This window comes from [Bacillus] enclensis, from assembly GCF_001456935.1.
GTDB classification, from domain to species: Bacteria; Bacillota; Bacilli; order Bacillales; family Bacillaceae_B; genus Rossellomorea; species Rossellomorea enclensis.
Genome location: NZ_KQ758498.1, coordinates 1 through 14,086, shown reverse-complemented (window position 1 = coordinate 14,086; position 14,086 = coordinate 1). Strand labels below are relative to the sequence as shown.

The 14,086-nt window shown below is 45.3% G+C and carries 14 protein-coding genes; 7 read left to right on the top strand and 7 right to left on the bottom strand.

The features are described from left to right. The coding region (locus tag AS034_RS22050; RefSeq protein WP_058300148.1) for a helix-turn-helix domain-containing protein at positions 1 to 227 on the bottom strand (227 nt) is incomplete at its 3' end. A gap of 219 nt (positions 228 to 446) precedes the next feature. Between AS034_RS22050 and AS034_RS22045 the strand changes: the two genes are divergently transcribed. Both AS034_RS22045 and AS034_RS22040 read left to right on the top strand, forming a co-directional pair. Continuing rightward, positions 447 to 1,424: a glycerophosphodiester phosphodiesterase family protein gene (locus tag AS034_RS22045; protein WP_058300150.1), complete on the top strand. Its 978-nt coding sequence runs from the start codon at positions 447 to 449 to the stop codon at positions 1,422 to 1,424. 273 nt (positions 1,425 to 1,697) lie between these two features. After that, positions 1,698 to 3,230 carry a malate:quinone oxidoreductase gene (locus AS034_RS22040; protein ID WP_272867418.1) on the top strand — a complete coding sequence of 511 codons (1,533 nt, stop codon included), beginning with the start codon at positions 1,698 to 1,700 and terminating at the stop codon, positions 3,228 to 3,230. Positions 3,231 to 3,281: 51 nt separating this feature from the next. Here AS034_RS22040 and AS034_RS22035 read toward each other — a convergent pair whose 3' ends face one another. After that, positions 3,282 to 3,986 (bottom strand): DUF421 domain-containing protein, encoded by a 705-nt coding sequence (locus AS034_RS22035; RefSeq protein WP_058300146.1) that lies wholly within the window; start codon positions 3,984 to 3,986, stop codon positions 3,282 to 3,284. Between the two features lie 432 nt (positions 3,987 to 4,418). Between AS034_RS22035 and AS034_RS22030 the strand changes: the two genes are divergently transcribed. Both AS034_RS22030 and AS034_RS22025 read left to right on the top strand, forming a co-directional pair. After that, positions 4,419 to 5,738: a YjiH family protein gene (locus AS034_RS22030; protein ID WP_231938145.1), complete on the top strand. Its 1,320-nt coding sequence runs from the start codon at positions 4,419 to 4,421 to the stop codon at positions 5,736 to 5,738. 647 nt (positions 5,739 to 6,385) lie between these two features. After that, a complete protein-coding gene (locus tag AS034_RS22025; protein WP_058300145.1) occupies positions 6,386 to 7,585 on the top strand; it encodes an aminotransferase-like domain-containing protein in 1,200 nt (399 codons plus the stop codon). Positions 7,586 to 7,743: 158 nt separating this feature from the next. Here AS034_RS22025 and AS034_RS22020 read toward each other — a convergent pair whose 3' ends face one another. The 5 genes from AS034_RS22020 to AS034_RS22000 form a co-directional block, all read right to left on the bottom strand. Next, positions 7,744 to 8,430, bottom strand: coding sequence for a hypothetical protein (locus tag AS034_RS22020; RefSeq protein ID WP_058300144.1), 687 nt, complete (start codon positions 8,428 to 8,430; stop codon positions 7,744 to 7,746). Then, positions 8,417 to 8,959 carry an RNA polymerase sigma factor gene (locus AS034_RS22015; RefSeq protein ID WP_244888216.1) on the bottom strand — a complete coding sequence of 181 codons (543 nt, stop codon included), beginning with the start codon at positions 8,957 to 8,959 and terminating at the stop codon, positions 8,417 to 8,419. The genes AS034_RS22020 and AS034_RS22015 overlap by 14 nt, the downstream gene beginning before the upstream one ends. 89 nt (positions 8,960 to 9,048) lie before the next feature. Further along, positions 9,049 to 9,984, bottom strand: coding sequence for a hypothetical protein (locus AS034_RS22010; protein WP_058300143.1), 936 nt, complete (start codon positions 9,982 to 9,984; stop codon positions 9,049 to 9,051). Next, on the bottom strand, positions 9,978 to 10,871 hold the full coding sequence (locus AS034_RS22005) for an ABC transporter permease subunit (protein ID WP_058300142.1): 894 nt from the start codon (positions 10,869 to 10,871) through the stop codon (positions 9,978 to 9,980). The genes AS034_RS22010 and AS034_RS22005 overlap by 7 nt, the downstream gene beginning before the upstream one ends. Positions 10,872 to 10,899: 28 nt before the next feature. After that, positions 10,900 to 11,421, bottom strand: coding sequence for a hypothetical protein (locus AS034_RS22000; RefSeq protein ID WP_032087059.1), 522 nt, complete (start codon positions 11,419 to 11,421; stop codon positions 10,900 to 10,902). A gap of 545 nt (positions 11,422 to 11,966) precedes the next feature. Between AS034_RS22000 and AS034_RS21995 the strand changes: the two genes are divergently transcribed. From AS034_RS21995 to AS034_RS21985, 3 genes are all read left to right on the top strand, one after another. Beyond that, positions 11,967 to 12,803, top strand: coding sequence for a hypothetical protein (locus AS034_RS21995; RefSeq protein ID WP_058300141.1), 837 nt, complete (start codon positions 11,967 to 11,969; stop codon positions 12,801 to 12,803). Next, positions 12,791 to 13,591, top strand: coding sequence for a hypothetical protein (locus AS034_RS21990; RefSeq protein WP_058300140.1), 801 nt, complete (start codon positions 12,791 to 12,793; stop codon positions 13,589 to 13,591). Before AS034_RS21995 ends, AS034_RS21990 begins: the two co-directional genes overlap by 13 nt. A 241-nt stretch (positions 13,592 to 13,832) precedes the next feature. Continuing rightward, positions 13,833 to 14,086 (top strand): helix-turn-helix domain-containing protein (locus AS034_RS21985; RefSeq protein ID WP_058300139.1); only part of this gene is annotated, 254 nt, incomplete at its 3' end.

Here is a 14,086-nt window from a genome sequence, read left to right as displayed (position 1 = left end):
TATTTAGCCTTCAACTCCTCTTTTGTCGGTTCAGTAGAAACAATAGCTGATGTGGGATCCTCCATTTGTTCTCTTACCTCATCCTCATACTCTTTGATCCACTTCGTAAGGGTAGACCTGGATATCCCTGCATGGCGGGCGATGGACGAGTAATTACCACTTTCTAAAGCCATTCGGACATAGTTTCTTTTGACTTCTTCCAAGGCTTCAATTTTCTTCTTTGGCATTGAAAATATCCCTCCCTAATTCCTGACATATTTATGTCTCTAGTGTACTTTTTTCAGTACAAATGTGTCCAAAGGAATTAGGGGGTCGTAGAGGTGGCAGATAATATAGCGCGGGGGCTGGACGGAGCTGCCGGCAGTAAGCCGAAACCAATAGCGGTATTTCTGGAAAAGGGATACAATTTACTAGAATTCAAATTTTGTGAAAACCTGGGAGGAACGATGAAAAAGTTTAAGAGAATCATGAAAAGGACTCTGCTGGGTATCGTTATTCTGGCAGCGTTCATGTACATAAACAACACATCCCTATTTACGAAAACTGAAGATGAAAAGCCTTTGCTGCTTGCCCACAGGGGGATGGCCCAGACATTCCCGATGGAAGGGATCAAGAGCGATACCTGCACGGCTGAGCGGATCCATGAACCCGAGCACCCTTACCTTGAAAACACGATTCCATCGATGGAAGCCGCCTTTGAAAGAGGGGCGGATGTCGTAGAGTTTGATGTTCAGCCGACGAAGGACGGGAAGTTTGCGATTTTTCATGACTGGACCCTGGAATGCCGTACGGACGGTGAAGGGGTGACGAGGGAACACACGATGGAGGAGCTGAAGCAGCTTGATGTCGGGTATGGATATACGGCTGATGACGGGAAGACCTATCCTTTTCGCGGGAAGGGAGTCGGGATGATGCCGTCACTTGATGAGGTGCTGGAGCGTTTTCCGGAGCGTTCATTTCTGATCCATATCAAGAGTGATGACCCGGGGGAAGGGAAGGAGCTTGCCCGCCGTCTTGCGGGACTTTCAGAGGACCGTCTGGGTGAACTCACTGTATACGGAGGCGACCGGCCGATTGCAGCGTTGAAAGAAGAGCTGCCGGGAATTCGCGTCATGTCGATTGCGACGATGAAGAGCTGTATGCTGCCTTATATCGCTGCGGGGTGGACAGGGTATGTTCCTTCTGCCTGTAAGAACACACAGATCCATCTCCCTGAGAAGTACGCCAAATGGATGTGGGGCTGGCCGGATAAGTTCATCAACCGCATGGAAGAGGCAGGAACGCGCGTGATCCTTGTTGCCGGCGACGGAGGATGGTCGGAAGGGTTTGACACACCTCGGGACCTTGAGCGTCTCCCGGAAGATTATACCGGCGGGGTATGGACGAATCGGATTGATGTGGCGGCGCCTGTTTTACGAGAATAATAATTACTTATAATGGGGTGCGGTATTGATGACAGAATTTTTAGAACTTTTGTCAATAACGAAGCCTGCAAGTGGTTTTTATATTCTTAGGCATCATGGAAACAGGTTGCACTTTTTTATTATCTTTAAATAGTTTATAATATTTAGATAACAGAAGTTTTATATTTACCTGCCAATCAGTATGACAGACTATGATATATTTAGTAGTGAGATATGTTCGTGGAGTGACGCCTTGCTTTTTTCAAATTGAAGCAGGAGCGCCTGCTCTTTTTTGTGAAAATATTAAAGGTAAGGAAGGGTATCATGAGCAGCATACAGAAGAAAACTGACGTAATCTTAATCGGTGCCGGAGTCATGAGCGCGACTTTGGGATCATTGCTGAAAGAGTTAGCACCACAATGGGAAATCACAGTATTCGAGAAGTTGTCGGAACCGGGGGAAGAAAGCTCGAATGAGTGGAATAATGCGGGTACGGGACATGCTGCGTTATGCGAGCTTAATTATACATCCGAGAAACCTGACGGCTCCATCGATATCACGAAAGCAATCAAGGTAAATGAACAGTTCCAAGTTTCAAGACAGTTCTGGGCTCATCTGGTCAACAGCAACCTGATTCGGAATCCACAGGATTTCATCATGCCGCTGCCGCATATGAGTATGGTTCAAGGCACAAAAAATGTTGAGTTTTTGAAAAAACGATTGGAAGCGCTGTCAGCCAGTCCGCTGTTTGAAGGAATGGAATTCTCGGACAAACCTGACAAATTGAAAGAGTGGATCCCGCTGATCATGAATGGCCGTACATCGAACGAGCCGATCGCGGCTACCAAGATCGATTCCGGTACGGACGTTAATTTCGGTGCGTTGACCCGCCTATTATTCGATCATTTGAAGACTCAAAACGTCGAGGTCAACTACGGGCACAGTGTCCAGGACCTTACACGCACGAACGACGGTTCATGGGAAGTGAAGGTTCAGGACCTTGCCAACGGACGGATCGAAACCCACACGGCGAAGTTCGTCTTTATCGGCGGAGGCGGCGGAAGCCTTCACCTGCTTCAAAAGACCGGCATTCCTGAGTCCAAGCGCATCGGCGGATTCCCGGTGAGCGGACTCTTCATGGTGTGCAACAATCCGGAGGTCGTGGCCCAGCATCATGCCAAAGTATACGGAAAGGCGAAAGTCGGTGCTCCGCCAATGTCGGTGCCGCATCTTGACACACGCTTCATCGACAACAAGAAATCTTTGTTATTCGGACCGTTTGCAGGATTCTCGCCCAAGTTCCTGAAGACCGGTTCGAATCTGGATTTGATCACTTCGGTCAAGCCGAACAACGTCCTGACAATGCTTGCTGCAGGCGCGAAGAACATGGGATTGACCAAGTATTTGATCCAGCAGGTCCTCCTTTCAAAAGAAAAGAGGATGGAAGAGCTGCGTGAGTTCATCCCGAATGCAAAAAGCGAAGACTGGGACATCGTCGTGGCCGGCCAGCGCGTCCAGGTCATCAAAGATACGGAAGCAGGCGGAAAAGGCACGCTTCAATTCGGAACGGAAGTCGTCAGTTCCTCCGACGGTTCGGTCGCTGCCCTGCTCGGAGCATCACCTGGTGCGTCGACAGCGGTCCACGTCATGCTGGAGGTACTCGATAAATGCTTCCCTCAGCACATGAATGAGTGGGAACCGAAAATCAAGGAAATGATTCCTTCTTACGGTTTATCATTATCGGAAAATCCGGAGCTGTTCAAGGAAATCCATGCTTCGACGGCAGAAGCTCTTGGTTTGAACGGGAAAGAGCTTGCCCACAGTTAAATATCAATATTTCGAGAACCTCTGATCTGATATAGGATCGGAGGTTCTTTTTTATTGATATAAAAACACTTTGAGGTTATCCTTCCTGTCAATGGTGGCCAGAAGAACATTTTTCACCTCGGTTCCATACTGTTTCTCCAGATTGGACCGAACCCAGAATTCGTCCTTCCCAATTTGGGAGAGTGCGATAAAGTCCATCTTTCCTTCTTTGATGATCGTCCTCGGGAAATCGAAAGGCTCTGTTTCAATCTTTAGATCAGAAGGGGTTACCGGTTCATATTTGGGATCGAGAAACACCGAAATCTTACCGTCTGCCTCCCAAACTGCCATGGCCACCTTCTTTACATCTTCAATTTTATCTTCGCGTAATTCCTCCAGTAACACGTCCAGAGAGATTCTTGCTTTCATCAGTCCCTTATTAAGGATTTTGCCATTTTCCACAAGAGTGATCGGGGGCTGAGAAAGGAGTTTCCTGAACCACGGCCACTTGAGAATTAGATACACACCGCCGACGTAAAGGGTCACCAGCACAATGGTGGTGATGATCGACCCTTTCAACCCAAGGTGCTCATCTGAAAGAGGATGGGCAATGATGTTGCCGATCACGAGGGCGATGGCGAAATCGAGAGGTCTGAGCTGGGAGATGGCCCGCTGACCGAGAACCTTGGTGACAATCAGTAAAAAGAAGAACCCGACTACGGCCCTGAGAATCCATTCAACCGCCGTCAGTGATTCCTGACTTTGAAAAAAGTCCATGGGACGACACTTCCTTATGTATGCTTGTACTTATTATTCCACGGTTCACCAGATTTATTTTTAGAAAGCTCTTTTCGCATACTTTGTTGATTTACACAAAAGAAAATACCGGAACTTGGGTGTTTTCTGATGTACTTCTACCTGTGGTTTAAACTTGAATTCGAAAAGAGCACGTCCACAAGAAGCATTCAGGCTACTAGACAATTTACGAAAAGCAACAATCTTTTAGAAAACAGCCATTTATAAAAAAAGCTCCTAATCTACCATTTTTCACATATAGGGTTGTATATTTATTCACTTGAGTGTTATCTTATTTATACTCAGAAAATTATAAAAAAACGTATATGAATGGAGGGGTTACATTTGCAGGCACAAAAATTGCAGCATGCAGAGGAGATCACGGGTAAAAAAGAGTTTACAGCGAAGCAGTATATGAAGTTCTGGCTGCCATCCCTTTTCGGGGTCCTGCTGTTTTTGATCCCGATATCGGTAGACGGAAAGGTGACGATCGGGCTTGGGGTCCTGGCGGATGGTCTGCAGGCCATGATAGCCGATTACATCCCTGCGATCATGACCGGGATCATCTGTCTTTCGGCACTTGCGAGTTTAGCGGTGAGATTCACGGATATTCAATTTTTCAAAAAGAGTCCATTCCTTACAGCGCTTTTCGATGTCACGCCGTTTTGGCTGACACTTCGCTGGATCGGGGCGGCATTCGCTATTATCACATTTTTTAAAATAGGTCCTGAATACATATGGTCTGAATTTACGGGCGGGGTCGTCCTGTATGATTTGATCCCTGTCCTGATGGTATGGTTCTTGTTCGCATGTTTATTCATGCCGCTGCTACTTGAGTTCGGATTGATGGATTTCTTCGGCACCCTGGTCCGGAATGTGATGGTACCGCTGTTTAAATTGCCTGGCAGATCCTCAATCGATGCCCTTGCCTCTTGGATGGGAAGCGGGACGGTCGGCGTCCTGTTGACGACGCAGCAATATGAAGGCGGGTATTATACGAAACGGGAAGCGGCAGTCGTCGCCACCAACTTCTCGATTGCGTCGATCGCCTTCAGCCTCGTGATCGCCAAGTTTTTGGCGATTGACCACCTGTTTGTCCAATTTTATCTGACAGTGGTCGTGACGGGTGTGATCGCAGCCATTATCTGTCCGAGGATCCCTCCTCTTTCTCTTAAAAAAGAAACCTATTACGAGCCGGTTGGAAAGCAAATCGAAGAGGACGTGCCTGAAGGGGTCTCCAATTTCCGATGGGGCCTTGAGACGGCTGTTGAAAAGGCAGCCCAGGTTAAAAGTCTTCGCGGTGTAGCAGGCAGCGGAATCAAGAATGTGGTGGACATTTGGTTCGCGCTGATCCCGCTGGTCATGGCCATCGGGACGGTTGCGCTGGTGATTGCCGAGTTCACGCCGATCTTTGATTATCTGTCCTATCCTTTTGTGCCGTTCCTTGAACTGCTGCAGATTCCGGAAGCGAAAGCGGCAGCACCTGCGATGATCGTCGGGTTCGCTGACATGTTCCTGCCTGCCGTTGTCGGAAGCGGGATCAAGTCGGAGCTGACCCGTTTCGTGATCGGGGTCATGTCCTTATCTCAGCTGATCTATATGTCTGAAATCGGTATTCTCTTGCTGAAGTCAAAGATTCCGATTTCGTTCCTGCAGCTGTTCATCATCTTTTTACAGCGTACGATCATCACCCTGCCGGTCGCGGCATTGATGGCTCATTTGTTTTTCTTTTAGAGGGAATGTTTCACGTGGAACATTCTAAAGAGGGTATAAAATAGACAAAACTTAACGGTTCTTAATACCGCTAATGATTTCCGTGCAAGACTTCGCTTTCCGCGGGTAGCCCGTGAGCCTCCTCGGCAAGCCTGCGGGGTCTCACCTGTCCAGCTGCAGTGGTCTGCTCCCGTTTGAAAATTAACCTTAGGCTTTTGAGGCAAAAAGCGCCTCTAAAGCCTAAGAACATTTTCAAAGGGAGCAAAACGCCCACTTCCGCTTTTCTAATTGTCCAGCTGCAGGGCTTAGAGGCACATGTCATAAGTCAAACCGTCCAAGAAGGCAACGAACGCCTTCGTGGTCGATTCGTCTTATGCCACACGCCTCTGAGCAAAGCCCCTCCGCTTTTCTTTTAAGCTACTCTTCCCGCAGGAGTCTTCGTCTTGCACTCCAATCAACCGCTGGAAAGAGTTAAATCTAAATATTCTTTAGAACAGAGTAAAACCCGAACTAATTTGCCTCTTTGAATGCGAATTAATTCGGGTTTTACTTAGATTATAACACTTTTGTCCGAGCCTCTTTTATTTTTCATAGAGGATTCGGGTAGAAGCCCCGGGGTTCTTCCTATAAAATAAAACTAAACAATAAATGGAAAGGTGTTTGATCGCGTGAATCCGGAATCTTTTTTTTCAAAAGATATTAAACCCGCACTGCAAAATGAGCCCCCGGGGGAGTGGATGCCCGTCATCCCCCAAGGATGCATCAGGCTGAGTTCAGGCTACCCGGATCCCGGACTTGTCCCGGTCGAGGAGCTGAAGAACTCGGTTGTGAAGCTTTTGAAAGAGGAGAAGGATCTGCCGCTTCACTATATCGGCAGCAAAAAAGCGGATGGCCTGAAGGGGACTCTTCAACACTTGATGAAGGAACGCCGTATGGAAATCGGGAGTGATGAACTATTGATCACATCCGGCGCATGTCAGGCGATCGACTTGATCGCCCGCGTCCTTATTGACGATGAGACGGTCGTGGCAGTGGAGTCACCAACGTACATGGAGGCGCTCGAAATTTTTCAGAACTATACGAACCGCTTCATGACGATTGAAATAGACGGAAATGGACTCAGGACCGATCTTTTGGAAGAGGAGCTGAAGGAGCGCAGAGAGCATGGGGAGAAGCTTCCGAAAGTGGTGTATACGATCCCGACATTTCAAAATCCAACGGGGACTACAATGTCCGCAGAACGCCGGGAACATCTGATGAAGCTTGCTGATGAATACAACTTCCTTGTAATGGAGGATGATGCTTATGGGGAAGTGTACTTTAATCAGGATACGAGACCATTGAAGTCAATGAAGAGAGGAAATGATCCCCGTGTCCTTTATATCGGATCTCTCTCAAAGGTCGTGGCACCCGGTCTCCGCATCGGCTGGGTGGCTGCTGATAAGGAATTCATCCAGACGCTGTCATGGTTCAAGAAGGATCTTGATCATCCTTTTTCACAGGCAAGCGTAAGCCAGCTGCTGCACGATTTGGAATGGAAAGAACACTACAGCGCTTTGAGGAAGGTATACCGTGAAAAGTGCTCACTCCTATTGTCCCAGCTCGAAAAACACATGCCTGAATCAGTTTCGTGGTATGTCCCGCAGGGAGGGTACTTCGTCTGGGTACAGGTTCCGGGTACTGATACGTCGAAGCTGCTGGAAAAAGCAGCTGCAGAAGGCGTTTCGTATGTCCCGGGCAAGTATTTCTTTTTAAATCAGGAAGAGGGTCTTGAGTATTTGAGGCTTTCGTTCAGTTATGAGGGGGAGAGCGGGATTGTTGATGGTGTAGAGAGGCTGGCAAGGGTAATCAGACAACAAATGAAATAATAATAGAATGACATGGGATTTGAAATCATAACCTGCTGAAAACTCACCTGTTTGTTTAAAAGAATTAAATAGTTGTTGGTAATCCAAAAAGCTCAGTTTTTATTGCTCTGAGCTTTTTTGCATGAAATACTTGTATTCTTTCTTTTAATAAACTATCTTTAATGCATTAACTCAAATTCCTCAAGAGGTACTAAAGGTTCCGACAGGACAGACTGACTATTACTCCCGCTTTTATTTACCTGCCCCAATATTTGAAGACCTGTATAACTTTCGCCTTCATGTGCATAGGTAAATCCATCAGAGCTTTTAGTTAGATATTGACCTTTGCTGCCGAGCATTTCCTTTATACTGTCTCGTTGTATATGCGGATAGACGATAATGTTAACGATATAATCTTCTTTTCTTTCTAATCGATCACCCGTGATTCGGAAGGAACCTTCCTGGTCGGCCACTCCTTTTTCCACATACAAATTTGTAGCTTTGTCCTTTTTACTGTATTTCAGGCTGATGATTGTCCCTTCAGGCAAGTTGCTGCGTCCTTTTACAACAATCTGGTTAGGAAAGTTATACACTTTTCCTGAGATCACATACTCAGTCTCAGGGGGGTGAACCGCCACGGATGGAGCAGAACTGGATGTTACGGACTGGTTCACTATATAATACCCTGTGATGGGAGTAAGAACGAGTAGGATAAGTAAAATGGCCAAGTTAGGTCCGGCGGATTGAATCAGTTTTTGTTTCCAGCTTTTACGATGTGCCTTTCTCCAGACGGTCTGGAATTCTACAGACGTTTTTTCATTTTTATCCACATGGTCGAATAGTTTTTTTAAATCATCTTTCTTCATATAATCCCGCCTTGGTAAAATCAAATTTCCCCTTTAACTCCAAGCGCCTCAATTGTTGAAGGGCCGTATGTAATCTTGATTTTGCAGTACCTAAGGGGATCCCCAAAACATGGGAGCATTCTTTAAGCGTCAGTCCTGAGTAAAAATGCAAAATGATTACTTCCTTGCTTTTCCAAGAGAGAGAATTGACGATTTTCCAAATCTCTTGAATGTCATCTGATTTTAAGAAGTGTTCTTCTACTGAATCCACTCTATCGTGTGAGGATTCATCGGAAAAGTAAGAAAAATATTTTAGTAATTTCTGTTTCTTCAGTATAGTCTTGGCTACATTCATGGTGATTGTGTAAATCCATGGTTTTATGGGCCTTTCAGGGTCATATGTATCATATTTGCTTAGTAGTATGATGAAGGTTTCCTGGGTGATATCGTCTGCCAGGCTGCGTGATTTCGTTAAGAGCAGCGCTGTGCGATAAATGTACTGCCTATATTCATTGAAAATCATTTCTGCTTTTGCTTCGTCAATAAACAATGATTTCTTTTCACTCCTCTCGAATGCTGTGATTTATTTTTCTGGCCGTAAACGTAAATGGGCTGCCTGAGGATTCGAGTACGGCTTCTTCATTTTTGAAAGAGATGAAATGATTTGTTTTTTTCAACTGTTTCTTCCAGCCCTTTTTCAATCAGCCGAAAAGAATAGATGGTTACAACAAAGGCAAGTGAAGGTCCCAATACAATCCACTGGTCGAGCATCAGCTCCCGATAGGATAGGCCGATCAGCCCAGACCATTCATTTGATAAGGATAATGTTACACTTCCGGAAGCGCTTATTCCATCCAAAATTTTCAATTCCTTCACCTTGCCGATCACCATTTGGAAAACGCCAAGCTGTACCAATATCAATAGGGATTGGACTACTTGCCTGGTGAAAAGAATGATCAGTCTCGGACGGAGGAAGGTCAGGATATGCTTTCTTATCAGCCAACTCTTGCCTGCTCCCAATGACTGCGAGCATTTGATGAAGTCGTTCTGCAGGAATTCTCTCATTTCCGTGGCCAGGTGTCCGGTCAGTGGAATACCGCCGATAAAGCCCAAGATTAATAGTTGATGGGCAATCAAACTTTGACTTGGGATGTCAGGGTCGATTTTAACTGCAGCAAAAAAGATATATGCTACCATCACTGCGGGGACAAACCTAAACGCTCTGATAAAAGAGTCAATGAAAAACGTAAAATGGTGAAGGAACATAACGGTCAGTATACCTCCGAATAGGCCTATCCCCATTCTCATACTGCTCACCACCAGCGCAATCATCAGAGTGTACTTTGCTCCATCAATCACTTTCCAGAAGACGTCTTCTCCAAAACGGTCAACCCCCAGAAGGTGGTGTCTGTCAGGAGGATACGGAGGGACATCCACTAATCGGTGTCCAGGATCGTATATTGCATTAGGTGGATCCTTAATGATTTCATGTAAAAAGAGGGAGTAGCATAGACTGAGGAGAAAAAGGAGAAGAACCACTGAACCTCCTAGTAAGAGTTTTTTGTTCTTTACCATTTTATACGCCCTCCCTGTCCCGCCATCCTGGCTGAAATGAATCTTCCAGCGTATTCTATAAAATAAAAAGGAATAAAAATCAGTAGCAGGCAGCTAGCTAATACTTCTGGAGAACCCAAATGCCTGAACATAAATGAGAAAATCCCTTTCATGTTAAAGACATATTCAGTAATAAGTAAATTGGAAAGGGTCATCCATAGTATCATTTGGATATTGGAGAATACGACTACGCATACGTTGCGAAATATGTGAGATGTCAACACTTTGAGCCGTGTAAGGCCTTTGGATGCTGCAAATTCCACATAGGGTTTATTCTGTTCTTCCCGAATGGCAAAGAAGGTCATCTGAAAGAGAATGACTGACGGGATGATCGAAGTAGCGGCAATGGGCAGCAGGTAGATGTTTTCCATGTATCCAACCGGGTTTACAAGTAGGATGGCAGACTTCTTGAAAATCCATATAATGATCAACTGAATGGAAAACAGCGCAATGACATCCGGTATGGATTCCAAGAAAAATGCTGCTTCCTTTATAGCACTTTGTATCTTTTTTGGTAATAAGGCTGTCATGACAGAAAGGCCAAGCCCTGCAATGATGGAAACGATTAGCACGCTTAGTAGCACCTTTGCTGAATACATATAAGGTTCTGCCAATGCTTCAAGCAAATTCTGATTTTGATAATCTGAGACCCGGACCCTGATATCAGCCATGTTCATGACACTGACCAACAATTCCTTCAGGTTTAAGAAAAAAGCCTGAAACCAATGAGGCTTCCACAATAGAAGATAAGTTTGTGAAAAAGAGATGATGGCTGCGATCATCAGGGAGGTCGTCAATATTTCCGCCGTCATTTTAGCAAGTGTGATGATCCATTTACGTCTTGTCATGGTTTTTGGACAGCTAATCCGCCACTCATTACTGTGCACTGTCGCTTTGTTCATTAGGATTATTAAAATTTTCGGTCAGAAAAGTACGCTGCCCCGTACTTCCTTTCACCACCTTATAAATGAAATCGAACATTTGTATACCTGCGTATTCCTTCCCGCCCTTACTGTATTGGAAGATGCCTGCAGAGGTTTCATCGATATTCTCTCCGTGTTCACCGTATATCTCTTTAATTTTCTCTGATTGCTCATCCGGTTGAAATAAAACGACCAGTTTCTGATTTTCTTCTCTTTTATCCCTGGATAAATTCAGGCTATAATTGCCCTCGCTATCGACCTTCGCTGTCTGTTCTTGAATCACAGTGTCTGCCCCTAACTCTCTTATCTGGACTTTGATCTCAGAATCGCTTTCTAATGTAGTAGTGCCATTGACGGAAACCGTATTTCCGACCGACTTTACATTACCCGAAATGTCGATTTCCTTCTGAGGTGAAGCACAAGCATTTAATATCAGTACTAATAAAATGAGTGAAGCTAAATATGGACGTTTCATATTTCCTCCTTTAAAAAAATTGGCAGTTAAATTTTCATTCTCAACTATTACTACTAAACTTTAAAAAGGGTTCGGTGTTAATTACATTTTTTCAAATAATTAGTAGAAAGGCAGAGGTCACTCCTATTTAAGATCATTCGGGTTCTAAATGATAGGGGGTGAGTTTATACGTTTGAGGTGGATGATAAATTGTCCTCTAATTTTTAGCTTGTTCCAGCTGTGGATTGGAGTGAAAGACGAAGACTCCTGCGGGAAAAGTAGCTTATGTGAGACCCCGGAGGCGAAGCCGAGGAGGCTCACGGGCTACCCGCGGAAAGCGAAGTCTTGCACGGAAATCAACAGCGGCGGACTAACACGTTTTAGTATAGAGTGATGTATTGGTAACTTTTTATTCCAAACAAGGAATGAACCTAAAATAATCTGGGTATAGAGTCATGCAGAGCCTTTTCCCTTTTATAGGAAAATAACCCTGTTTTCACAGGGAGATGAAACATATAAGCCGGCTTAACCGTAAATAGAAACCATGAAAAATAGAGGTGACCATTTTGACCATAGAAGACATCCTTAAGGATAGACTTTCAACATATAAAGTAGAGTTTCCACATGATCCGGCGGAAAGAATCATCCATCATTTAGACAACCGGATCATTGAACGGATTACATACAGGAGTGAGGGGCAGGCATCCCACCAAATCATCGTGCATTCATCGGATAGTATGACTGTGACAAACCAAAAGAGAGAATTCGAGGCTTTTGAGGCAAGAGAAGATCAGTACAGGATACTCGATACCATCTGCGCCGCCTTTTTCAAGAAGAAGACCAAGGATAAAGACCGGCAGGCGTTCCTTGAGTTCCTGAATCTATTTGCGGTCACCAGCTCTTCTCAGCATGAAAAGCTGGCGTGCTACAGTGTCTTCAACTCGTTGAAAGCATACGAGGAAGGAACTGCCCGCCATGAAGGGGTGGTGTATCGGAATTACCAAAGCACTGAGGTACAAAAAAGGACCATCCTTCATGTGATGGGGGAGCTGCATGAGTGCTTTACTGTCTTCCGGGAATTGAGCAAGCTCCCGTCAGCCCAAATCAAGAAACTCATTTCACCGGCCAAGGTCATTTATTTCGCCGTCCTGTCATGGAAAATGATGAAATGGAAGGTGTACAACTTCTGGCATGATCACTATTTCTATTTGTTCAGTAAGTGGGAGTCCAACCCTGACAGATTTGAAGATATGTATCTGACATTATATCAGCCTGCCCCTGGCCTGGACCTGTCCGCAACTGAACAGGATCCGCCCTTGAACGAAATGATCACCATCACGGACAGGGACCTCTTCATCGAATTCAAAGAGGAAGAAAGGAACGAAGCATCATGGCATTCTTGATCATACCGATCGCGACCATCCCATTTCTCCTCTATATGTTCGCCCTGATGGACCAGCACAGGCATTATCGGGTCCTGCTGAGGTATGCACTTCTCAGCGCCGGCACCTGGGCATCCATCTTCACCGTCACCCTGATCGTGAATCTTCATTACTTGGAAAAGTACAGCTTTCCTCTTTTTCCGACAGGATTGGAAATCAAGATCATGCTGATGGTCTGCGGTCTGCTGCTTGGTATCATCTTTTTGATTGTGGTTCTGATGGGTCTGTTTTCAAAGTCATTGATCAAGACCATTATTCAGAGCTCACCGCTTTTCATTGTGATGAGCCTGTTATGCCTGTCGATCATGATGATTTTTGTTTTTGTACTGCCTGTATCGGAAAAAGCGACCTACGCTTCTGCGATGAAGCGTGCAGATCGGTCGTTCGATGAGATGGAGGAGGAAACGGATCAGCCGATCGGGATGACGCTGGCGTTTTCAAATCAGATTTGCTACGGCAGATCCTCCAGCTGCCGAGGGACGGATTATTCCAATCTAGTCTTTATGAAAAACTTTGAAGACCGCGATCTGCTTGTCCAGGTTCAGATGGCCTTTTACGATTCTTCAGGGAACGTCATGGAAACGATCGAAACCGGCACGATGAGAATCGGTGCGAATCAAGCCATCCCTTTCATCCCGGAATCAGAAGTAAAGAGCGGGAAGAGTCCATGGAATCGATTTACGCTTGATACAGACAGCAGAACAGCGGATATTCAATATCGATACCGGTATAAGGGGGCAGATGAATAAAGGAGGCGGATTGAGTAGTGGAGTTGGTCCGTTGCGAGGGGGCGCGGACCAAGGGATTTTAGGATTTGATAATAAAAAGGCCGTTTTTGATAATATATTTCTGTTTTTGATAATATAATTGGATTTTTGATAATAAGTTGCCCGTTTTCTCTACGACCCCCTAATTCCTTTGGACACATTTGTACTGAAAAAAGTACACTAGAGACATAAATGTGTCAGGAATTAGGGAGGGATATTTTCAATGCCAAAGAAGAAAATTGAAGCCTTGGAAGAAGTCAAAAGAAACTATGTCCGAATGGCTTTAGAAAGTGGTAATTACTCGTCCATCGCCCGCCATGCAGGGATATCCAGGTCTACCCTTACGAAGTGGATCAAAGAGTATGAGGATGAGGTAAGAGAACAAATGGAGGATCCCACATCAGCTATTGTTTCTACTGAGCCGACAAAAGAGGAGTTGAAGGCTAAATATGAGCAGGCGATGAAGCTCCTTGGTGA